The 20095-nt window shown below is 69.9% G+C and carries 16 protein-coding genes; 7 read left to right on the top strand and 9 right to left on the bottom strand.

Annotation, left to right across the window (positions count from 1 at the left end):
- Positions 1 to 7 precede the first annotated feature (7 nt).
- Genes AB0J87_RS02245 through AB0J87_RS02255 form a run of 3 tightly spaced genes read left to right on the top strand, consistent with a single transcriptional unit; the run spans position 8 to position 3390 of the window.
- Positions 8 to 1456: a glycosyltransferase family 2 protein gene (locus tag AB0J87_RS02245; RefSeq protein WP_363962266.1), complete on the top strand. Its 1449-nt coding sequence runs from the start codon at positions 8 to 10 to the stop codon at positions 1454 to 1456.
- 48 nt (positions 1457 to 1504) lie between these two features.
- Positions 1505 to 2332, top strand: a complete 828-nt coding sequence (locus AB0J87_RS02250; RefSeq protein WP_363962267.1) for a CDP-alcohol phosphatidyltransferase family protein — start codon at positions 1505 to 1507, stop codon at positions 2330 to 2332.
- A 20-nt stretch (positions 2333 to 2352) separates the two neighbouring features.
- Entirely contained in the window at positions 2353 to 3390 is a 1038-nt protein-coding gene (locus AB0J87_RS02255; RefSeq protein WP_350731155.1) for a sulfotransferase, read from the top strand.
- A 20-nt stretch (positions 3391 to 3410) separates the two neighbouring features.
- On the opposite strand, the gene AB0J87_RS02260 is transcribed toward AB0J87_RS02255, so the two are convergent.
- The 8 genes from AB0J87_RS02260 to AB0J87_RS02295 form a co-directional block, all read right to left on the bottom strand.
- Positions 3411 to 4475: a glycosyltransferase gene (locus AB0J87_RS02260; protein ID WP_363962268.1), complete on the bottom strand. Its 1065-nt coding sequence runs from the start codon at positions 4473 to 4475 to the stop codon at positions 3411 to 3413.
- Positions 4472 to 7102: a CDP-glycerol glycerophosphotransferase family protein gene (locus AB0J87_RS02265; protein WP_363962269.1), complete on the bottom strand. Its 2631-nt coding sequence runs from the start codon at positions 7100 to 7102 to the stop codon at positions 4472 to 4474. The genes AB0J87_RS02260 and AB0J87_RS02265 overlap by 4 nt, the downstream gene beginning before the upstream one ends.
- Positions 7103 to 7211: 109 nt before the next feature.
- Positions 7212 to 7907: an SRPBCC family protein gene (locus tag AB0J87_RS02270; protein ID WP_363962270.1), complete on the bottom strand. Its 696-nt coding sequence runs from the start codon at positions 7905 to 7907 to the stop codon at positions 7212 to 7214.
- 83 nt (positions 7908 to 7990) lie between these two features.
- Positions 7991 to 8845: a xanthine dehydrogenase family protein subunit M gene (locus AB0J87_RS02275; RefSeq protein ID WP_363962271.1), complete on the bottom strand. Its 855-nt coding sequence runs from the start codon at positions 8843 to 8845 to the stop codon at positions 7991 to 7993.
- Positions 8842 to 11202, bottom strand: a complete 2361-nt coding sequence (locus AB0J87_RS02280) for a xanthine dehydrogenase family protein molybdopterin-binding subunit (protein ID WP_363962272.1) — start codon at positions 11200 to 11202, stop codon at positions 8842 to 8844. Before AB0J87_RS02280 ends, AB0J87_RS02275 begins: the two co-directional genes overlap by 4 nt.
- Positions 11199 to 11681: a (2Fe-2S)-binding protein gene (locus tag AB0J87_RS02285; protein ID WP_350731167.1), complete on the bottom strand. Its 483-nt coding sequence runs from the start codon at positions 11679 to 11681 to the stop codon at positions 11199 to 11201. Before AB0J87_RS02285 ends, AB0J87_RS02280 begins: the two co-directional genes overlap by 4 nt.
- A gap of 71 nt (positions 11682 to 11752) precedes the next feature.
- Positions 11753 to 11956, bottom strand: coding sequence for a hypothetical protein (locus AB0J87_RS02290; RefSeq protein WP_350731169.1), 204 nt, complete (start codon positions 11954 to 11956; stop codon positions 11753 to 11755).
- Positions 11946 to 13529: a PspC domain-containing protein gene (locus AB0J87_RS02295; protein ID WP_363962273.1), complete on the bottom strand. Its 1584-nt coding sequence runs from the start codon at positions 13527 to 13529 to the stop codon at positions 11946 to 11948. The genes AB0J87_RS02290 and AB0J87_RS02295 overlap by 11 nt, the downstream gene beginning before the upstream one ends.
- A gap of 113 nt (positions 13530 to 13642) precedes the next feature.
- Between AB0J87_RS02295 and AB0J87_RS02300 the strand changes: the two genes are divergently transcribed.
- The 3 genes from AB0J87_RS02300 (at position 13643) to AB0J87_RS02310 (ending at position 16957) form a co-directional block, all read left to right on the top strand.
- Complete coding sequence (locus tag AB0J87_RS02300; protein ID WP_363962274.1) at positions 13643 to 14851, top strand: PspC domain-containing protein; 1209 nt, start codon at positions 13643 to 13645, stop codon at positions 14849 to 14851.
- Entirely contained in the window at positions 14848 to 15480 is a 633-nt protein-coding gene (locus AB0J87_RS02305; RefSeq protein WP_185070757.1) for a response regulator transcription factor, read from the top strand. Before AB0J87_RS02300 ends, AB0J87_RS02305 begins: the two co-directional genes overlap by 4 nt.
- Before the next feature lie 502 nt (positions 15481 to 15982).
- Positions 15983 to 16957: a L,D-transpeptidase gene (locus AB0J87_RS02310; protein ID WP_363962275.1), complete on the top strand. Its 975-nt coding sequence runs from the start codon at positions 15983 to 15985 to the stop codon at positions 16955 to 16957.
- A 68-nt stretch (positions 16958 to 17025) separates the two neighbouring features.
- Here the strand turns inward: AB0J87_RS02310 and pcrA are convergent, their stop codons facing one another.
- On the bottom strand, positions 17026 to 19245 hold the full coding sequence (pcrA, locus tag AB0J87_RS02315) for a DNA helicase PcrA (protein ID WP_363963087.1): 2220 nt from the start codon (positions 19243 to 19245) through the stop codon (positions 17026 to 17028).
- 125 nt (positions 19246 to 19370) lie between these two features.
- Here pcrA and AB0J87_RS02320 point away from each other — a divergent pair, with 125 nt between their 5' ends.
- Positions 19371 to 20090 (top strand): PIG-L deacetylase family protein, encoded by a 720-nt coding sequence (locus AB0J87_RS02320; protein ID WP_350731177.1) that lies wholly within the window; start codon positions 19371 to 19373, stop codon positions 20088 to 20090.
- Positions 20091 to 20095: the final 5 nt, after the last annotated feature.

A 20095-nucleotide genomic window follows, 5' to 3' on the forward strand; every position in this document is an offset into this window, starting at 1 on the left:
AAATCGGATGATCCCCCTGCTCAGCGTGGTCGTCCCGATCTACAACGTCGAGCCGTACATCACGGAATGCCTGAAGTCGCTGGCCACCCAGACCCTGGACGACATCGAGGTCATCCTGGTCAACGACGGCTCCGACGACGGCAGCCGGCGCGTCGCCGCCGACTTCGTCGCGCGGGACGGCCGCTTCGTCCTCATCGACCAGCGGGACAACCTCGGGCCGGGTCCCGCGCGCAACGTGGGGATCCGGCAGGCCCGCGGCACCTATCTCGCGTTCGCCGACAGCGACGACGTCGTGCCGCCGGAGGCGTACGGGCGGCTCGTCGGCACGCTCGCGGAGACCGGCTCCGACCTGGCGTGCGGCGCGGTGGCGCGGCTCGTGGACGGCGTGCTGGAGGAGTCGATCCTGCACGAGAAGGCGTTCAGGCGGCCGGAGCTGTGCACCCACATCACCGACAAGCAGGTGCTGGTCAGGGATCGTACGGTGTGGAACAAGGTCTACCGGCGCGACTTCTGGGAGCGCAACGCGCTGGCCTTCCCCGCCGGCATCTACGAGGACGTGCCCGTCGCGATGCAGGCGCACGTCCTGGCCGGCAGCGTCGACATGGTCGGCGACGTGGTCTACCACTGGCGTAGGCGGGACGCGGGGGAGACCTCGATCACGCAGCGCCGGGCCGAGCTGCCCAACCTGTGGGACCGGCTGGCCGCCATCCGCGCGGTCCGCTCCTTCCTCGACGAGCGGGCGCCCGAGCTGCTCGACGGCTTCGACGCGCTGGTGCTGGAGAAGGACATCGTGTTCCTGTTCCAGGCGCTGGAGGAGAGCGATGAGCCGGGGGCGCTGCTGGAGCTGGCCGACGCGTGGCTGGCCACGCTGAGCCCGAAGGCGCTGGCCACCGCGCCGTCGCTGCGCCGCCTGGAGCTGCACCTGCTCAGGCGCGGCCTGGTGGCCGAGCTGCGCAAGGTACGCGAGTTCCGGCGCACCTGCGAGGACGGCACCCGCATCGTGCCGCGGGGGCTGCGCGTCACCAACTGGTACGGCGACTATCCCTTCTTCCGCAAGCGCCGCCGGCTCCGGATCCCCGACGAGGTGTTCGACGCCCGCGACGAGCTCAAAGTGGTCGCCAGGGTCGAGGAGTGCGCGTGGACCGGGTCCGAATACCGCCTGCGCGGGCAGGTGGCGATCCACCGGGTCGACCGCAAGGTCGGCAAGGTCAGCCTGTGGCTCAGCGACGGCCGTCGCCGGGTGCCGCTGGAGGTGCGGCGCGCCGGCCGCCACGGCGTCTTCGCCGCCTTCGACCCCAAGCGGCTCGAAGGCGGCGGGCCGACCTGGCGCCTCATGGTGCGCGCCGAGACCCGCGGCCTCGTGCTCAAGAGCTGGTTCAGGGACGGGGACGCGAACTCCGCGTGGCGGTTTTCCGTGCCGGGTTGGTCAAGAAGCGGCATGGACATCACCCAGTAGTTCCAGACAGTAATCGATCAGGCGCGTCGCGTGGTCATGCTGGAGTCCATGAGGACCTATTCGCTCGATGACGTCTTCGAGACACGCAAGCGGAGAGATTCCTGGTGGACCGTTTACTTCGTGGACCCGGTCGCCTGCCGGGTCGCCCTTCCCATCGCCAACCACACCCAGCTGACGCCCAACGGCCTCACCGTGCTCTCGCTGGTCCTCGGTGCGGTGTCGGCCACCTGTTTCGCCCTGAACCACCACGTAGCGGGCGCCGTGGTTTTCTATCTCAGCTTCATGATCGACTGCGTGGACGGCAAAATCGCCCGGCTGAAGGGCACGGGCACGCCGTTCGGCCTCTGGCTCGACTACGTGGGGGACCGGGTCAGGGTGGTCCTGTGTGCCGGGGGGCTGGCATACGGGCAGTACACCCTCACCTCGGATGTGCGCTACGTCGTGCTCGGGGCGGCGGTGGCCGTACTGGACCTCTTCCGGTACGTCAACGCGCCGCAGATGAAGCGCGTCCGCGATGCCGTCAGGGAGGAGCGGGGGGAGCGCGAGCCTGAGCCCGAGTCCGAGGAGGACATCGACTCTCTCGAGCGGGTGGCTCTCGTCCCGAGGCCACGCCGGCCGCGCAGCTTCCCCAAGCGGTTCAACAGGTTCCTGGCCCGGCACCGGGTCCGCTCGCACCTGATCAGCGGCATCGAGTTTCACGCCGCGGTGTTCGTGGTCGCGCCCCTTGCGGGGGCATGGGCGCTGATCCCGCTCGCCGCGGTGGCCGGGGCGCTGCTGCTGGTCAACGAGGTCTTCCTCGTCTACCGGTTGTGGCGCTTCACGCGCAGGCACGGTGTGCCCTCCTCTCAGGAGAGTCGAGAGCACGTTCTCGTCTAGTTTTCGGGGGTTACTACGAAATGTCCGACCGGCCAGTCTTCGTCATTGGATGTCCGCGGTCCGGCACCACGATGCTCCAGCTCATGCTCCACTCGCACCCCCGCATGGCGGTGCCGCCGGAGACGCGATTCCTCATTCCCGCCTACTACCGCCGCCGGACGTGGGGCGACCTGCGGATCGTCTCCCGCCGCCGCGCGCTGGCGCAGTGGATCGCGACCGACCGCAGCACGAAGTTCCGCGAGCTCAAGATCGACAAGGACGACTTCGTCAGGCAGGCCGTGGAGGGGCCCGGCTCGCTGGGATCGGTGATCGGGACGGCCTTCCGCATGTACGCCGACCGGTTCGACAAGGTCCGCTGGGGCGACAAGCGGCCCAGCTACGTCAAGCAGGTCGACCTGCTGCTCAGGCTCTTCCCCGACGCCCAGTTCATCCACCTCATCAGGGACGGCCGCGACTGCGTGGCCTCGCTGAAGGAGATGCCCTGGTACACGCTGGACTCCTTCCACGCGGTCGCCACCTGGGCCGAGGCCATCGACGCGGGCGGCCGGCTCAAGCGCACGCTGGGCGAGGACACGTACTACGAGCTGCGTTACGAGGACCTCACCGACGACCCGATGACCGAGCTGAAGAAGCTCTGCCACTTCCTCGACGAGGAGTTCTCGGCCTCGATGATCTCCCCGCGCGAGGCGGCCAGCGTGGCGGTGCCCCAGCACAAGGTCTGGCACAGCAACACGCACGGCGAGGTCATCCGCAGCCGCGTCGGGAGCTGGGCGAACCGGCTGGACGACTGGGAGATCGCGCTGTGCGAGCACATGCTCGGCGACCGCCTGGAGTCCATGGGGTACGAGCTGACCGGCGCGCCCAAGCCGGCAAAAGAGCACGTGACGGCCTGCCAGAAGACCATGCAGAAGCGCAAGGCCAGCCGCATGCGCAAGCAGATGCGCGACCGGTTCAACCGGCTGCGTGAGCCGAGCCCCGTGGGCGCGATGCTCACCGCGCGCCAGCGCTCCCTGGCGGGCGTGCCTCAGCACCGTACGGAGCTGGCCGAGCCCGTCTAAATAGCGCCGTCTGGTGCCGTCTAGCGCCGGATGTGGGCGAACAGCCGCTCCCAGCCGTCGAGCACGTGGTCGAGGCGGAACGCCTCGGCCCGTGCGCGGGCGTCGGCCCCCAGCCGCCGCCGCTCCTCCCAGGAGGCGACCAGCCCGCCCAGCGCGGTCGCGAACGCGTCCACGTCCCCCGGCGGCACCAGCAGGGACCCGGCGGAGCGCACGCCGCCCGACACGTCGAACGCCACCGACGGCACCCCGTGCGCGGCCGACTCCAGCAGCACGACGGGCAGCCCCTCGTGCCCGCTGGTCAGGCCCAGGACGGAGGCGTTCAGGTATTCGGCGGGCATCCGGTCGCTCGGCACCAGCCCCTTGAAGACCACGCGGTCACCGACGCCCTCCCCGTGCGCGTGCTCGCGCAGCCGGTCCAGCTCGGTGCCGTCGCCGATCAGGTGCAGCTCCCACGGGGGCGGCGCGCCCGAGCGGGCGAACGCGCTGATCAGCCGGTCGAACCGCTTGACCCCTTCCAGCCGGCCCACGCCGAGGACGCGGGGCGCGTCGAGCGCGGAGAGCTCCTCCGGCCAGTGGGCCAGGGGGTTCGGCAGGGCCCAGGCGTTGGGCAGCAGCGCGTGCTCGGAGAACAGCCGGGCGTCGTCCTCGCTGAGGAAGACCGCCTGGTCGAGGCCGGGGTAGTGCCGTTTGATGGAGCCGAGGTGCCAGCAGCCGCGGGCGTGGTCGTACGAGCCGTGATACTGCCCGATCGGCCGGAACGCCGCGGGCAGCAGCCTCGACACCCGGGCCACCGCGGCCGGCGAGGTCATCACGGCGTAGCCGGGCCGGATCTTCCCGAGCAGCTCCTTCAGCCGCCGGCCGGCTCTCTTGCGGGCCAGGAGGCCCTGCGGTTCCGTCGGCCGCCGGCTGATCACGTGGTGGTGGTAGAGCGGGCGGTCCACGTACCGGAACGGCGCCGCCGCCCGGTGCAGCCCGATCACGTGCACCTCGTGGCCGCGCCCGGCCAGCCCCTGGGCGAGGGTGTGCGTCACCCGCTGGACGCCGCCGAGCGTGTCGGCGTCCACGCAGGCGAAGACGACGCTCATCGCGCACCTTCGAAGAAGTCGTCCACGATCCTGGCGGCCGCGTCGCCCCGCTCGTCGGCGCACCACAGGTCGCGGAAGGCCGCGTACCGGCCGGCGTAGGCGTTGTGCAGGTCGGGCAGCCGCCTGAGCGCGTCCACCAGCTCGGCGGTGGTCGACACGCACGGGCCCGGCGCGATGGCGGGCAGGTCGTGGTACACGCCGCGCTCGGCCAGCCGGTAGTCGTCCCAGTCGTCGATGTAGAACAGCATCGGCTTGCCGGTGAGCGCGTAGTCGCACATCACCGAGGAGTAGTCCGTCAGCAACGCGTCCGAGGCCAGCATCAGGTCGTTGATCTCGGGGTACGACCCGGCGGACCGGACGAAGTGCTTGAGGTGCTCGGGCGGGCTGTATCGCTCGACCGGGTGCGTACGCAGGATCAGCACCCACTCGCGGGCCAGCTCGTCGGCCAGCAGCTCCAGATCCACCCGTACGGACTGGCCGCTGCCTTTGACGCTATCCCTGTACGTAGGCGCATAAAGCAGGATTTTTCGGCCGGGCGGGATCTCCAGCCGCTCCAGCACGTCATCGGCCGGCTCGGCCCGTACCAGCGCGTCGCACCGCGGCGTCCCGTACCGGTAGACCTTCCCCGCATAGCCGTTGGACGGCAGGAACACTCGCGAGAACTCGGCGCTCGGCGAGACCAGCGCGTCCCACCGCCCGACCGCGGCCCGCCACTGCGCCCGCGGCCCGTCGAAGTCGGTACGCAGGTCGGGCGCGTCGAACCCGATCGACTTGATCCCCTGCCCGTGCCAGGTCTGCAGGTAGCGGGTGCCGTGCGGCTTCGGGTAGTCCAGCGGGAACCCGTGGCTGTCCACCCAGATCCCGGCCCGGGCCATGGTCCAGACGTAGGCCCAGCTCCCGCGCCGGACGAGCCGCGCGTCGGCTGGGAAGTTCCGGCGCCCCTTGGCCACCGACCAGACGACGTCGATCGGCAGGTCGCGGCGGCGCAGCTCCTCGTAGATGGCCCGGGGGCTGCCGCTGTAGCCCTTTCCGACGTCGGACTCGAACAGGGCGAGGTTCTGCCGGGGCGGCACCACCTTGATGAGCAGCTTGTAGGCCCGCAGCTTGTTCGCCGGCGTGTTGAGCCGGCTCATCAGCGCCTGCTTGACCCGCCGCAGCGCCGAGCGGGTGACGGAGTCGGGACGCACGCACAGGTACGCGGCGCACCCCGCGGCCTTCACCGTGCACCCCGGCAGCTCGACGGGCCGCAGCCGCGGGTCGGCGAGGATGCGGTCGGCCGTGGTGTGCCCGTCGGAGGTCCTGGTGAAGACGATGCGCGGCTCGCACCTGCCCGTGGGCCTGCAGACGACGTCGGTGACGTAGCCTCCACCGCCGGACGGCTGCGGCTTTATCGGGATTTTCAGGGATCCGAGCTCCAGGACCGCCGTCCAGTCCAGCGGCAGCGCCCCGAACGGGTCGTACGTGCGCACGGTCATCCGCACCCGCTCGCCGTCCGAGAGCATCTCCGTCAGCTCGTGGCGCAGCCTGGACTCGGAGAAGGGCAGCTCGGCCAGCCGCAGCTTCGTGATGTCCATGCCGGGCGACACCGTCGTCCCCCAGTACGTGCGCCCGTTCAGCCGCACCGCCGAGCGCGGGGCGGCCCTCGGCCCGGTGAGCGAGGCCGCGGCCACCCGCAGGTCCTCGGTTCGGTCGTCGAGGATGAGCTGGCAGCAGACCCGGTCCAGCGGCTCCAGCTCCTCCAGCACCCAGCGGGGCATCTCCTCCATGTACGGCCGGACCACCGCGGCGAACTCCTTGACCCACACCGGCTCCCGCGCCGGCAGCGGGTTGAGGTAGACCCGCAGGTCCTGGCGCACGAACCGGCGCTGCCGCTGGGGCACCAGGTCCCCGGCCCCGTGGGCGCGCAGGACGTCGTCGCTCAGCCGCGCCGCGATGACCCGCTGCCGCACGTTCTCCAGGTCGTCGACGCTCAGCGAGATCGAGTCGTTCGTCGCCGCCCGGTGCCAGAGGTAGACCGTCCACGGCACGATCGCGAACCTGCGCGAGACCGCGTACAGCCCGGTCGAGAAGACGTGGTCCTCGTAATGGATGTCCTCGGGGAAGCGCAGCGCGTGCTCCCGTAGCCAGCCCACGTTGTAGAGCTTGTTCGTGCTGAAGCAGTCGAGGAACAGGTCGGGTTCCTGGCGGATCCCCTCCACCACCCTCCGCCTGGCGAACAGTTCGGGATAGTAGGGGCTCAGCCGCCCGTTCGACTCGAACAGCCGCGAGATCTGCCCCGACACGAAGTCGGCCCCGGTCCGCTCGATCTCGGTGAGCAGGCTCTTGCAGGCGTGCCTGGGCAGCTCGTCGTCGCTGTCGAGGAACATCACGTACGGCGCGGCCGCGGCGTCGAGCCCGTCGTTCCTGGGCGCGCCGCAGCCCCCGCTGTTGACCTGCCTGCGCAGGTAGAGCACCCGCGGATCGCCGTCCATGAGCCGGGCGGCCACCTCCGGCGTGCCGTCCGTGCTCGCGTCGTCCACGATGATCACTTCGAGGTCGCGCAGGGACTGCCCGAGCACGGATCGCACGGCCCTGGGCAGGCGGGCCGCGTCGTTGTAGGAGATCACGACCACGGTGCAGTCCGGCATCCCACGTCCCCCCGCTGGTTCGACCACCTGCGGAAATGGGACTTCCCCCAGCTCGGGCGAAGTGTCCGGACTTGATGGAGTATTTGCTGAAAATCAGCCCTTTAGGCGATCAGCGCCGCAGCCGGCGGATCACCCACACGATGACCAGCAGCGCCGCGAGCGCGCCCGCGACGGGCGCCAGGCGCTTCAGCAGCGGCTGCCCGGCGATCTCCAGCAGGTCCAGCGCCTCCTCGTCGGCCGTGCGCGACGTGCGGGTCGTGCCCGCGGGCCGCGACTCCGGCTCGGGCGGCGTCGGCACCGCGGTCAGGTGCCGCTCCTCCTCAGGTCCCGGCGTGGCGGCGACCAGCTCCACCGTGGGCTCGGACAGCAGCTCGGCCAGGTTGGCCGCGAACTTCTCGATGAGCTTGCCGCCGACCTCGGCCATCACGCCGCGCCCGAACTGGGCGGGCCGGCCGGTCACGTTGAACGACGTCTCCACAGTCACCCGCGTGGCCTCGTCGACCGGCGCCAACCGCGCCTTGACCGTGGCCGAGGCCGTGCCGGAGCCCCGGGCCTCCTTGCCGGACGCCCGGATGGTGAGCGTGTACGAGTCCTTGTCGACGTCCTCGAACCTGGCCGAGCCCTTGTAGGTCACCACGATCGGGCCGACCTTGACCTTCATCCTGCCGGTGAACTCGTCACCCTCGAAGATGTCCAGCGTCGCCCCCGGCAGGCACGGCGCGACCCGCTCGACGTCGAGCAGCACCGCCCACGCCTGCTCGATCGGAACTGGAACAGTGAATTCGTGCTCGAACCGCATCGCCATCGATCCGCTCCTTTTCCCGCTGGTTGCGACACTACGTCGGGGTGGGGGCGCCCCGGAAGAGGCGCCCCCTCGGACCTCGGTGGTCAGGGCGATCCGGCCGCCGTGCGTACCGCGCGGTGGGTCAGGACCCTGGCCAGATGCCGCCGGTAGTCGGGCTGCGCGTGCAGGTCGGACGGCGGCGAGGTGCCGGCCGCCGCCTCCGCGCACGCCTGGCGCACCTGGTCGCCCAGCTCCACGCCCTCCAGGGCGGACTCGGCGGCGTGGGCGCGCAGCGGCGTCGAACCCATGTTCGTCAGCCCGATCCTGGCCTCGGCGATCGACCCGTTGGAGCGCCTGACGGCGGCGGCCACGCCGACGATCGCCCACGCCTGGGCGGTCCGGTGGAACTTCTCGTAGTGGAAGCCCCAGCCCGCGCCCAGCTTCGGGACCTTCACCCCGACCAGGACCTCGCCGGGACCCAGCGCCGACTCCCAGTAGTCGACGAAGAACTCGGCGGCCGGGATCTCCCGCTCACCCTCCTGCGACCAGGCCACGAACGCGCCGTCCAGCGCCAGCACCACGGCGGGCAGGTCGCCCGCCGGGTCCGCGTGGGCCAGCGAGCCGCCGAACGTGCCGCGGTGCCTGATCGCCGGATCCGCCACCTGGGCGGTGGCCAGCGCGACCAGCGGGCAGTCGGCCCGGACGACGCCGGAGTGCAGGATCTCGTCGTGCGTGGTCATCGCGCCGATGAAGACGTGGTCGCCGCGGTCGTGCACGCCCTTCAGCTCGGGCAGCCGGCCGACGTCGACCAGCTTCGACGGGTACGCCATCCGCAGCCGCATCAGCGGCAGCAGCGACTGCCCGCCCGCCAGGACCTTGGCGTCCTCGTCGGAGGCGAGCTCCTGGCAGGCCTCCGCCAGCGAACCCGGCCGCACGTAGTCGAACTGCGCGGGGATCATCGCCGCACTCCTTCCATGGCACGCCATACGCGTTCGGGCGTGCACGGCATCTGCACGTCGTGGATGCCGCTCGGGCGCAGGGCGTCCACGATGGCGTTCACGACGGCCGGGGTCGAGGCGATCGTGCCCGCCTCGCCCACGCCCTTGACGCCCAGCGGGTTGCTGGTCGCCGGGGACTCGGTCCGGTCGAGCTGGAACGCCGGCAGGTCCGCCGCCGACGGCAGCAGGTAGTCGGCCATCGTCGTGGTCAGCAGGTTGCCCTCGGCGTCGTAGACGGCCTCCTCGAACAGCGCCTGCGCGATGCCCTGCGCGATGCCGCCGTGCACCTGGCCCTCGACGATCAGCGGGTTGACGACCTTGCCGACGTCGTCGACCGCCACGTACGAGCGGATCTTCACCATGCCCGTCTCGGTGTCCACCTCCACCGCGCACAGGTGGGTGCCGTGCGGGAAGGAGTAGTTCTCCGGGTCGAACGTGGCGTCGGAGTCGAGCCGCGCCTCCACGCCATCCGGCAGGTCGTGCGCCGTGAATGCGGCGTAGGCCAGCTCCTGGATCGTCTTCTGCGCGTCCGTGCCACGCACCTTGAACGCCCCGCCCGCGTACTCCAGGTCCTCGGGCGAGCACTCGAGCACGTGCGCGGCGAGCTTGCGGGCCTTGTCCTTGACCTTTTCGCACGCCTTCAGCACGGCGATGCCGCCGACGACGAGCGAGCGCGAGCCGTAGGTGTCCATACCCTTGTGCGCGATGGCCGTGTCGCCGTGCAGCACCGTGACGTCGTCGAACGGCACGCCGAGCGCGTCCGCCGCGATCTGGCTCCACGACGTCACGTGGCCCTGCCCGTGCGGCGAGGTGCCGGTGATGACCTCGACCTTGCCCGTGGGGAGCATGCGCACCGAGCCGTGCTCCCAGCCGCCGGCGCCGTAGTTCGCCTCGCCGAGCATCCTGGACGGGGCCAGGCCGCACATCTCCGTGTACGTGCTGACGCCGATGCCGAGCTGCACCGGGTCGCCCCGGTCACGCCGGTCGGCCTGCTCCGCGCGCAGCTTGTCGTAGCCGAACAGGGCCAGCGCCTTGTCCGTGGCCGCCTCGTAGTTGCCCGAGTCGTACGTCAGGCCGGAAATGGTGGTGTACGGGAACTCGTCGTGTTTGATCCAGTTGCGCCTGCGCACCTCCACCGGGTCGATCTTCAGCTCGGCGGCCAGCTCGTCCATCATCCGCTCGATGCCGAACGTGGCCTCGGGCCGCCCCGCGCCCCGGTAGGCGTCCGTGGGCATCTTGGTGGTGAACACGCCCGTGCAGCCGAACTCGTACGCGTCCATCTTGTAGATCGCGTTGAACATCGACGCGCCGAGCAGCGGGATGCCCGGCGTGACCAGCATCAGGTACGCGCCCATGTCGGCCAGCAGGTCGACCTGCAGCCCGCGGATGCGTCCGTCGGCCTCGGCGGCCAGCCGGATGTGCTGGATCTGGTCGCGGCCGTGGTGCACGGTCAGGTTGCCCTCGGAACGGGACTCGGTCCACTTGACCGGCCTGCCGAGCTTGCGGGCCAGCAGCAGGCAGAGCACCTCCTCAGCGGTGACCTGCAGCTTCGAGCCGAACCCGCCGCCCACGTCGGGGGCGATCACGCGGATCTTGTGCTCGGGGATGCCGGTCACGACGGCCAGCATGACCCGCAGGACGTGGGGGATCTGCGTGGACGACCAGACCGTGAACGCGTCGCCGTCGGTGTCGGCCATGACCGCCCGCGGCTCCATCGCGCTCGGGATGAGCCGCTGCTGGATGTACGTCCGGTCGATGATGACGGGGGCGTCCCTGAACGCGGCCTCGAGGTCACCGGAGTTGATCTTGACGCTGAACGCCTTGTTGCCGGCCTCGTGCACCTTCGGGCTGCCGTCCGTCAGCGCCTCGTTCATGTCGAGGACCGCGGGCAACGGCTCGTACTCGACGTCGATGGCCTCGAGCGCGTCGGCGGCGCGGTAGCGGTCGGTCGCGATCACGCAGGCCACGGCCTCGCCGACGTACCTGACCTCGGACACCGCCATCGGCGGGTGGTCGGGGATGACGACGTCCTCGCTCACCGGCCACGCGCACGGCAGGCTGCCCTGCTCGGCGGCGAAGTCCTGGCCGCTGAAGGCCGCCACGACCCCGGGCAGCTCGCGCGCCCCCGACACGTCGACCCTGGTGATCCGGGCATGAGCCATCGGGCTGCGCAGGAACATCACCTGCAGCATGCCCGGCCGGACGAGGTTGTCCGTCCACTGCGTGCGCCCCGTCAGGAGCCTGGCGTCCTCTTTGCGCTTCCTCGGCCTGCCGATCTCCTGGCCGATCTCCTGGCCGATCTCCTGCTGGACGGTCATGGCGTGGTCACCGCCCGCCCCATCTCCTGCGCGCCCCGGCGGACGGCCTTGACGATGTTGCAGTAGCCGGTGCAGCGGCAGAGATTGCCCTCCAGGCCCTCCCTGATCGTCTCCTCCGACGGCTCGGGATCCTCCCTGAGCAGGTCTATCGCGGCCATGACCATGCCGGGCGTGCAGTAACCGCACTGGAGCGCGTGTTCTTCGTGGAAGGCCCGCTGCATCGGGTGCATCGACCCGTTGACGCCCAGGCCCTCGATCGTCAGGACCTCGCAGCCGTCGGCCTGCACGGCGAGCACGGAACAGCTCTTCACACTCTTGCCGTCGAGCATGACCGTGCAGGCGCCGCAGTTGCTGGTGTCACACCCGATGGGGGTGCCGGTCTTGCCGAGCCGCTCTCGTAGCAGATGTACGAGCAGGAGCCGCGGCTCCACATCCTCCTCGTACTTGATCCCGTCGACGGTGACGGTGATTCGGGGCATACGTCCTCCCTCAGGAGCAGGGGATTGGCGGACACACCCGAAACTACGCCGGTGTCTTTCCCGGTCAAGGGTTACTTACCGCGAACCACCCTGGCGATGATCGCCACCAGCCCCGCGAACGCCAATCCCAGCACCAATACCCCGATCAGGACCAGCGGATCCGTGATCGCGCGTGTCACTATGAGAATGCCCAGAACCACGAAGAGCACACCGCTGAGCAGCGCCATCCAGTCCGTGCGATGCAGGCGTCGCGGGCGTTCGACGTCACGCGGCACGCCGCACCTCCATGTCCCCGAGCCCGCCCCGCAGGTTGAGGACGATGGTCGAGACCTTGCCGTCAGGCTTGACCTCGGGCTCGAGCACCTTGTTGTACCGCACGTCCACGCCGCCCCTGACCGAATGGTCGACCTTGATGTCGCCGACCTTGTTGGTGGCGTGCACCTCGATCCTGGCCGTCGGCGGCACGATCACCATCAGCTCACCCATCGTCACCGCGGCGTTGAACGTCACCTCGGTGCCCGGCTCCAGCTTCAGCTCCGACAGGTCCAGCCGCCCGTCGCCGACCCCGACGTCGTACAGCATGGTCGACTGGGTCACGCTGGTCGGCGCCCAGTCCGACTCGCCGATGTTCCGCGGGATGCCTCCGAGCACGAAGCCCAGGGCCACGATGACCGCCACGAGCGTCCCCGCGGCCACCAGTCCGGCCCCGCGTCCCCACCAGGCGGCGATGAGCAGCCCGGCGCCGATCGTGATGAGCACGGCGCCGCCGACGATGGTCGGGCTCACTCCGGCGGCCGACCTGGCTTGGACCGCCACGACGATCCCTCCAATGATGATTGCCAGCAGGATGGTGATGGCGCCGATGAACGACCTCGGGCGCGGCTTCCGCTCCCTCTTGGGGACCGGACGGCCGTACAGGACGGGGTCGTACGGCGAGTAGCCTGCTGCCCGCTTGGCCGGGTCGAGCGGCTGGTAGGGGCCCTTCGGCGCGAACGGCTCGCCGTAGGGGGTGTAGTCGAGGCGGGTTCTGGGCTGCGACTGGTACGAGGGGACTCGGTGCTCGGCGGTGACCTTGGCATCCTCACCGGCGGGCGCGTCCTTACCGGCGGGCGCGGGCGGCGCGGGGGGCGCGGGGGGCGCGGCCTCGTGCACCCGGGTCGGCGGTTCCGGCTCCCGAACAGCTTCCTGCACCGGCTCTGGGACGACCGCCTCCTGCACCGGCTCCGGGGCAGCGGGCTCCTTGACCGGCGGTGGCCCCGCCGAGGGCGCGGGTGTGGGCGGGGGTGTGGGCTGTCTCACCGGCGACGACTCCGGGGAGGACCATACCGGCGACGGCTCCGCGGGGGGCGTGGGCCTGACCGGCGGGGCTTCGGGAGCGGCGGTCGCGTGCCGCTGCCTCCTGCTCAGCCGTTCGGGCATCGAGCGGGCCAGCCCCAGCAGGTCCACCCCGCTGGAGTGGGCGGCGAGCAGCGAGACGGCGAGCAGGACGGCCACCACCAGGGTGCCGACGTCAAGCCACACCGTCGCCAGGTTGAGCGCCAGCCCGAACGCCAGCACCGCCGTCATCAACGCCATCACGGTTTCGGCGTCGAAGTCGCGGCGCGTCCACTGCTCGATGATCCCCGGCTTGCCGTTCGGCTCCTTCATCAGCAGGAACGCCGCGAGATAGAGGAACAGGCCGATGCCGGAGCCCAGCAGAAGCACGGCGAAAGCCACGCGGAACACCACGGGGTCGATGCCGGTGTGCCGCCCAAGACCGGAACAGACCCCCATGAGGAAGCGCCCCTCGTTGCTGCGTCGCAGCGACCGGGGCAGGGCGGCCGGTTCTTTGGGCGGAGCTTCTGTCATGTCACCATCGTGGACCTACGTGTGGTGTGCTCGCATCCGGGACACCCCTGACCCGACCCGGGGGTTGTTCCCTGATGCCCGAAGTGCCCCCGACATGTGACTATGGCGATGTTATGGCTGACCAGAAGACTCTCGCCGAGCCGACCGGCGACGCGCCTTATCGGCGCTTGATGCGCCCCATGGAGGGCCGCCTGCTGGGCGGTGTCGCCCAGGGCCTCGCGACGCAGCTCTCGCTCGATCCCGTGGTGATCAGGCTGATGTTCGTGCTGCTCAGCGTGGTCGACGGGGTCGGCATGGTGGCGTACGCCGTGTTGTGGATGGTCACGCCCCGGCAACCGTACGAGGGGCAGCCGCCGCAGCGGGACTGGAGCCAGCTGGCCGCGTTCAGCGCGATCGGGGTGGCGCTGTTCGCGTTCGGCTGGCTCACGGGGGCGTCCCAGGGCGGGATCGGCATGCTTCCGTTCGCCGTGGGCGGGATCGGGGCGCTGATCCTCTGGCAGCAGGCCGACCCGGAGCGCCGTAAGAGCTGGGTGCAGGGCGCCACCACGAGCATCAGGAAGAACCGGGTTCGCACGCTGCTCGGCGTGGTGCTCGTGGTGATCGGCGCGGCGGGCTTCCTGTACGCGGAGGGCGAGCTGAACCAGGCCAAACCCGGCCTGCTCTTCACCGTCGTGGTGGTCGGCGGCCTGGCCGTCATCGCCGCGCCCTGGCTCGCCGGCCTGTGGAAAGAGCTGCAGCTGGAGCGGCGCGAGCGCATCAGGCAGGAGGAACGCGCCGAGGTGGCCGCCATGGTGCACGACTCGGTGCTGCACACGCTCACGCTCATCCAGCGCGTCGCCCACGATCCGCGCGAGGTCACCCGGCTGGCCCGCTCCCAGGAGCGCGACCTGCGCAACTGGCTCTACCAGCCCGCCCAGGACGCCGACGCCACCGTGGCGGCCGCCGTACGCAGGATCGCGGCGGAGGAGGAGGACGCCCACGGGGTGCCCATCGAGGTCGTCTGCGTGGGGGACATCGCCCTCGACCCGGCGGGTAAGCTGGCCGCCCAGCTCAAGGCGGCCCGGCAGGCGATGGTCAACGCGGCCAAATACTCTGAGAGTCCAGCTATTTCCGTCTATGCCGAAGTAGAGGGTGAAGAGGTCACGATTTTCGTGAAGGATCGTGGCAAGGGGTTCGACTTCGACGCGGTGCCACTCGACAGGATGGGCATTCGGGAGTCCATCATCGGGAGAATGGAACGCCACGGAGGCACGGCCCGGGTACGCACCTCCGTCGGTGAGGGCACGGAAGTGATGTTGACCATGAAGGTGGAGAAGGCATGACGCGCGTGTTGATCGTCGACGATCACCGGCTGTTCCGCTCCGGCGTACGCGCCGAACTGGGCGACTCGATCGAGGTGGTGGGCGAGGCCGAGGACGTGGAGACGGCCGTCAAGGCGATCGCCGAGCACCAGCCCGACGTGGTCCTGCTGGACGTGCACATGCCGGGCGGCGGGGGCCAGGAGGTGCTGCGCCGGGTCCTGGGCGCCGGCTCCCAGGTGCGTTTCCTCGCCCTGTCGGTCTCGGACGCCGCCGAGGACGTCATCGGCGTGATCCGGGGCGGGGCGCGGGGCTACGTGACCAAGAACATCAGCGGCAAGGAGCTGACGGACGCCATCCGCCGGGTGGCGGAGGGGGACGCGGTCTTCTCGCCGCGGCTGGCCGGGTTCGTCCTGGACGCCTTCGCCTCGTCGGAGGCGCCGTCCATCGATCCCGAGCTGGACTCCCTGACGCAGCGCGAGCGCGAGGTGCTGCGCTTGATCGCGCGGGGGTACGCGTACAAGGAGATCGCCAAGGAGCTCTTCATCTCCGTCAAGACCGTGGAAACCCACGTCTCGTCGGTCCTGCGCAAGCTCCAACTCTCCAACCGCCACGAACTCTCCCGCTGGGCCACCGCCCGCCGCCTCGTCTAACCCCCCACACCTCCGGACCCCACCCAACTCCCAACTTCCTCCACCCCCCCACCAGGGTCACCCCTTCACGTCCTCCACACCCCTCACCACGGTCCGCCTCACTGCGCACCACGGTCCGCCTCATACGGCCACCCCCTCACCGCGGCCAACCCTCACCCGGCCGGTCCCTCCCGTCGCCGCTCCCACACCCCGGCGCTCCCACGCCCGTCGCCGGCACATCACCGTCCCACCAGCCCGGCGCCGTTCCGCCCGTCCCGCGCACTCCGCCGTCCGCGCCGCCCCCGCGCCTCCGTCCACGCCGTCCCGCGCCCGCCGACGCGCCCCGCATCGGCCACCGCCGTGCCCCCGGCACCGCGTCGGGCGCGGGTTCCCCGTGGGGAGGGGGTTCATCCGTGCCGGTTTGGAACGTTACGGGATAGTTATCGTTGGTACGCCCACAAAACTCCCGCCTCAGTTGTCACACATAAAAGGAGAAAAAGCACATATCCCAGGAGTAGCCCCCTTGAATCGCGTCCCCCGGATGCTGCCGGTCCTGGTCGCATTGGCCGCCATGACGGCCTGTGCGGCGGAGAACGTCCCCGTTCCGCAAACGCAGCAAGCCTCGGTGGTCCGGGCCGCCGGCGCGGCGAGCGTCACGGCCCCGGATGAGCCGGACAAACCGGCAAAGAAGGTCAAGCTCGATATAGCCGACATCACCCCGATGGGGGAGAAGACGGAGAAGGTAGGCGTCGGCTTCCCGATCATCGTCACGTTCGACCGCGACGTGAAGGACCGGGCGGCCGTGGAGGCGCTGCTGGAGGTGGAGGCGGAGAAGCCGGTCGACGGCGCCTGGCGCTGGGTGTCGGCGCGTAAGGTCATCTACCGGACGAAGACGTACTGGAAGCCTCACCAGAAGGTCCTCTTCACCGCCCGCCTGTCGCAGCTCCCCGGCAACACCGGTGCCAAGGACGTCTCCCGCCGCTTCGCCGTCGGCACGTCGCAGATCTCCGTGGTCAACACCCGTAACCACCAGATGAAGGTCTACCGCGACGGCAAGCTGACCAAGAAGATCCCGATCAGCGCAGGCAGGGGCGGGCTGATCAAGAACGGCGTGGACGTCTACCTCACCACCAGCGGTGTTCACCTCACCATGGGCAAGAAGGCCGTGGAGACCATGACCTCCTCCTGGATGGGCGTGACGGATCCCAAGGATCCGCGCTACTACAAGGAGGAGATCCCGTGGGCGGTCCGCATCTCCGACAGCGGTGAGTACGTCCACCAGAGCGCCGGCTACTACCAGTTCCTCGGCCGCTCCAACCAGAGCCACGGCTGCGTGCGGGCCACCCCCGCCGGAGCCAAGTGGTTCTACGGCATCGCCCAGCGCGGCGACGTCGTCAAGATCACCGGTACGAAGCGCAAGCTGCAGTGGAACAACGGCTGGAGCTACTGGCAGCTGAACTGGACCCAGTGGAAGAAGGGCAGCGCCCTGAAGGGCTGACCCCGTAAAGACATCAGGGCCGCCCTCCCAAGGCCAGGGAGGGCGGCCCTGCGGCCGTCAGGGGCGCGTCAGAGCTTGTCGATGGGCGCGTACGCCAGCAGCAGCGTCTTCTCCCCGCCGCTGCCGAAGTCGATCTTGACCTTGGTCTTCTCCGCCACCCCGTCCACGGACACCACGGTGCCCAGCCCGAACGCGTCATGCGTCACCCGGTCGCCGGGCGCCAGCGAAGGCACCTTCCGCCCGCCGGTCTTGGCGGGTGGGCGGGCGGCGGGCTCCTTGCGGGTGGCCGCGCTCCAGGCGGACTTCTCCGGATCCGTACGCCAGTCGATGAGCTGCCCCGGCACCTCGTTCACGAACCGCGAGGCCGGGTTGAACGCCGGCGCCCCCCAGGAGCTGCGCACGGCCGCCCGCGTGATGTAGAGCCGCTGCTGCGCCCTGGTGATCCCCACGTACGCCAGCCGCCGCTCCTCCTCCAGCTCCTTGGGCTCCCCGAGCGAGCGGATGTGCGGGAACACCCCGTCCTCCATGGCCGTCAGGAAGACGACGGGGAACTCCAGCCCCTTGGCGGTGTGCAGGGTCATCAGCGTGACGACCCCCTGCCCGCCGTCGGCCTCGGGGATCTGGTCGGCGTCGGCCACGAGCGACACCTGCTCCAGGAACTCCACCAGCGTCCCCTCCGGATTGGCCTCCTCGAACTCGGAGGCGACGGAGATGAGCTCGTTAAGGTTTTCCAGGCGCGACTCGTCCTGCGGGTCCTCCGACGCCTCCAGCTCGGCGCGGTAGCCGGTGGCCACCAGCACCTCCTCGGCCAGCGCCGACGGCGGCATGCCCTCGGCCTTGGCGATCAGCTCCTCGAGCATCGCGACGAACTCGCGTACGGCGTTGAGCGAGCGCGTGGCCATCCCGTACGCCTCGTCGGCCCTGCGCAGCGCGTCCCAGAACGGGATGCGCTCGCGCGACGACAGCGCCTCGACCATCGCCTCGGCGCGGTCGCCGATGCCGCGCTTGGGCACGTTGAGGATGCGGCGCAGCGAGACCACGTCGGCCGGGTTGGCCAGCACGCGCAGGTACGCCAGCAGGTCCTTGACCTCCTTGCGCTCGTAGAAGCGCACGCCCCCGACCACCTTGTACGGCAGCCCGGTGCGGATGAAGATCTCCTCGAACACACGGGAGGCCGCGTTGGTCCGGTAGAAGACGGCCACCTCGCCCGGCTTGACGTCTTCCTCGTCGCTGAGCCGGTCGACCTCCTGGGCCACGAACATGGCCTCGTCGTGCTCGTTGTCGGCGACATATCCCACGATCTTGGGCCCGTCGCCCTGGTCGGACCAGAGGTTCTTGGGCTTGCGCGACTCGTTGCGGGCGATGACCGCGTTGGCGGCGGCCAGGATGTTCTGGGTGGAGCGGTAGTTCTGCTCCAGCAGGATGGTGCGCGCGTCCGGATAGTCGCGCTCGAACTCCAGGATGTTGCGGATCGTCGCGCCGCGGAAGGCGTAGATGGACTGGTCGGCGTCGCCCACCACGCACAGCTCGGACATGTCGGAGCCCGTCCGGACCAGCTCGCCGTCGGTCGTGCGCAGCTCGGGATGCCCGACCAGCTCCCTGATCAGGATGTACTGGGCGTGGTTGGTGTCCTGGTATTCGTCGACCAGCACGTGCCTGAACCGCATCCGGTAGTGCTCGGCCACGTCGGGGAAGAGCTGGAACAACGTCACCGTGTTCATGATGATGTCGTCGAAGTCCATCGCGCCGGCCTCGGTCAGCTTGAGCTGATAGGCCTTGTACGCCTCCGCCAGCGTCTTCTCCAGGTGCGAGCCCGCCTTGTCGAGCGCGGTCTCGTAGTCGATCAGCTCGTTCTTGAAGTTGCTGACCTGGGCCGAGAAGGAGCGCGGCGGGTAACGCTTGGGATCGAGCTCCATCTCCCTGCAGACCATGGCCATGAGCCGCTGCGAGTCGGCCTGGTCGTAGATCGAGAAGCTCGACGGGAACCCCAGCCGCTTGGCCTCCCGCCGCAGGATGCGCATGCAGGCGCTGTGGAACGTCATCACCCACATCGCCCTGGACCGCGGGCCGACCAGCTTGTCGATGCGCTCCTTCATCTCGCGGGCGGCCTTGTTGGTGAAGGTGATCGCCAGGATCTCGCCCGGGTGCACCTCACGCTCGGCCAGCAGGTACGCGATGCGATGCGTGAGCACCCGCGTCTTCCCGGAGCCCGCCCCCGCCACGATGAGCAGCGGACTGCCATGATGGATCACGGCCTCGCGCTGCTGAGGGTTGAGGCCGTCGAGCAGAGGGTGGTCAACAGAGACTTGGGTCGGCACCTACCTAGGTTAAGACGCCCCACCGACAATCGGCGCCCGGAATGCCTTCGGCGGGGGGCCGGTTGTCTTTTCGTAGAACTTCAGAAAGGGGAGTCATGCTGCCGGAAGCCGAGATCAACCGGGTCCTCGTGGTGACCGCCCATCCGGACGACGTCGACTTCGGCGCGGCGGGGAGCGTGGCGCTGTTCGTCGACAAGGGCGTCGAGGTCACGTACCTGCTGGTCACGGATGGCGACGCGGGCGGCAACGAACGTACGTTGGACAACTCCGGCATGGCCGAGCTCCGCAGGACCGAACAGCGGGCCGCCGCCAAGGCGGTCGGCGTCACCGACGTGCGGTTCCTCGGCTACAAGGACGGGCTCGTGGTGCCCTCGATCGAGCTGAGGCGCGACATCTCCCGCGTGATCCGTCAGGTCAGGCCGGACCTGGTCATCACCCACCACCCCGACCGCAACTACCACAACGTCGCCCCCAGCCACCCCGACCACCGCGCGGTGGGCGGCTCCGCCCTGGACGCCGTCTACCCGGACGCCCGCAACCCCTACGCCTTCCCCGAACTGGTGCGGGAGGAGGGCCTGGAGGCCTGGACCGTACGTGAGGTCTGGCTGACGGGCGGCTCGACCCCCAACCACTGGGTGGACGTCACCGAGGCCATGGACCGCAAGCTCGCGGCCTTGCAGTCACATGTGAGCCAGGTCGCCCACGTGGAGGGCTTCGTCGACTTCGTCAAGACCCGCTTCGCCGCCTGGGCCGACCAGGCCGGCTTCGCCTCGGGCCACTACGCGGAGGCCTTCCAGGTCGTCCCCACGGGCTGACTCTC

The sequence above is a fragment of the Nonomuraea sp. NPDC049625 genome (genome assembly GCF_040675285.1).
GTDB lineage: Bacteria > Actinomycetota > Actinomycetes > Streptosporangiales > Streptosporangiaceae > Nonomuraea > Nonomuraea angiospora_A.

Bases quoted from the DNA above. Each gene is read 5' to 3' on its own strand.
- AB0J87_RS02245 (WP_363962266.1), top strand. From the start codon at position 8: ATGATCCCCCTGCTCAGCGTGGTCGTCCCGATCTACAACGTCGAGCCG.
- AB0J87_RS02250 (WP_363962267.1), top strand. From the start codon at position 1,505: ATGAGGACCTATTCGCTCGATGACGTCTTCGAGACACGCAAGCGGAGA.
- AB0J87_RS02255 (WP_350731155.1), top strand. From the start codon at position 2,353: ATGTCCGACCGGCCAGTCTTCGTCATTGGATGTCCGCGGTCCGGCACC.
- AB0J87_RS02260 (WP_363962268.1), bottom strand. From the start codon at position 4,475: ATGAGCGTCGTCTTCGCCTGCGTGGACGCCGACACGCTCGGCGGCGTC.
- AB0J87_RS02265 (WP_363962269.1), bottom strand. From the start codon at position 7,102: ATGCCGGACTGCACCGTGGTCGTGATCTCCTACAACGACGCGGCCCGC.
- AB0J87_RS02270 (WP_363962270.1), bottom strand. From the start codon at position 7,907: ATGGCGATGCGGTTCGAGCACGAATTCACTGTTCCAGTTCCGATCGAG.
- AB0J87_RS02275 (WP_363962271.1), bottom strand. From the start codon at position 8,845: ATGATCCCCGCGCAGTTCGACTACGTGCGGCCGGGTTCGCTGGCGGAG.
- AB0J87_RS02280 (WP_363962272.1), bottom strand. From the start codon at position 11,202: ATGACCGTCCAGCAGGAGATCGGCCAGGAGATCGGCCAGGAGATCGGC.
- AB0J87_RS02285 (WP_350731167.1), bottom strand. From the start codon at position 11,681: ATGCCCCGAATCACCGTCACCGTCGACGGGATCAAGTACGAGGAGGAT.
- AB0J87_RS02295 (WP_363962273.1), bottom strand. From the start codon at position 13,529: ATGACAGAAGCTCCGCCCAAAGAACCGGCCGCCCTGCCCCGGTCGCTG.
- AB0J87_RS02300 (WP_363962274.1), top strand. From the start codon at position 13,643: ATGGCTGACCAGAAGACTCTCGCCGAGCCGACCGGCGACGCGCCTTAT.
- AB0J87_RS02305 (WP_185070757.1), top strand. From the start codon at position 14,848: ATGACGCGCGTGTTGATCGTCGACGATCACCGGCTGTTCCGCTCCGGC.
- AB0J87_RS02320 (WP_350731177.1), top strand. From the start codon at position 19,371: ATGCTGCCGGAAGCCGAGATCAACCGGGTCCTCGTGGTGACCGCCCAT.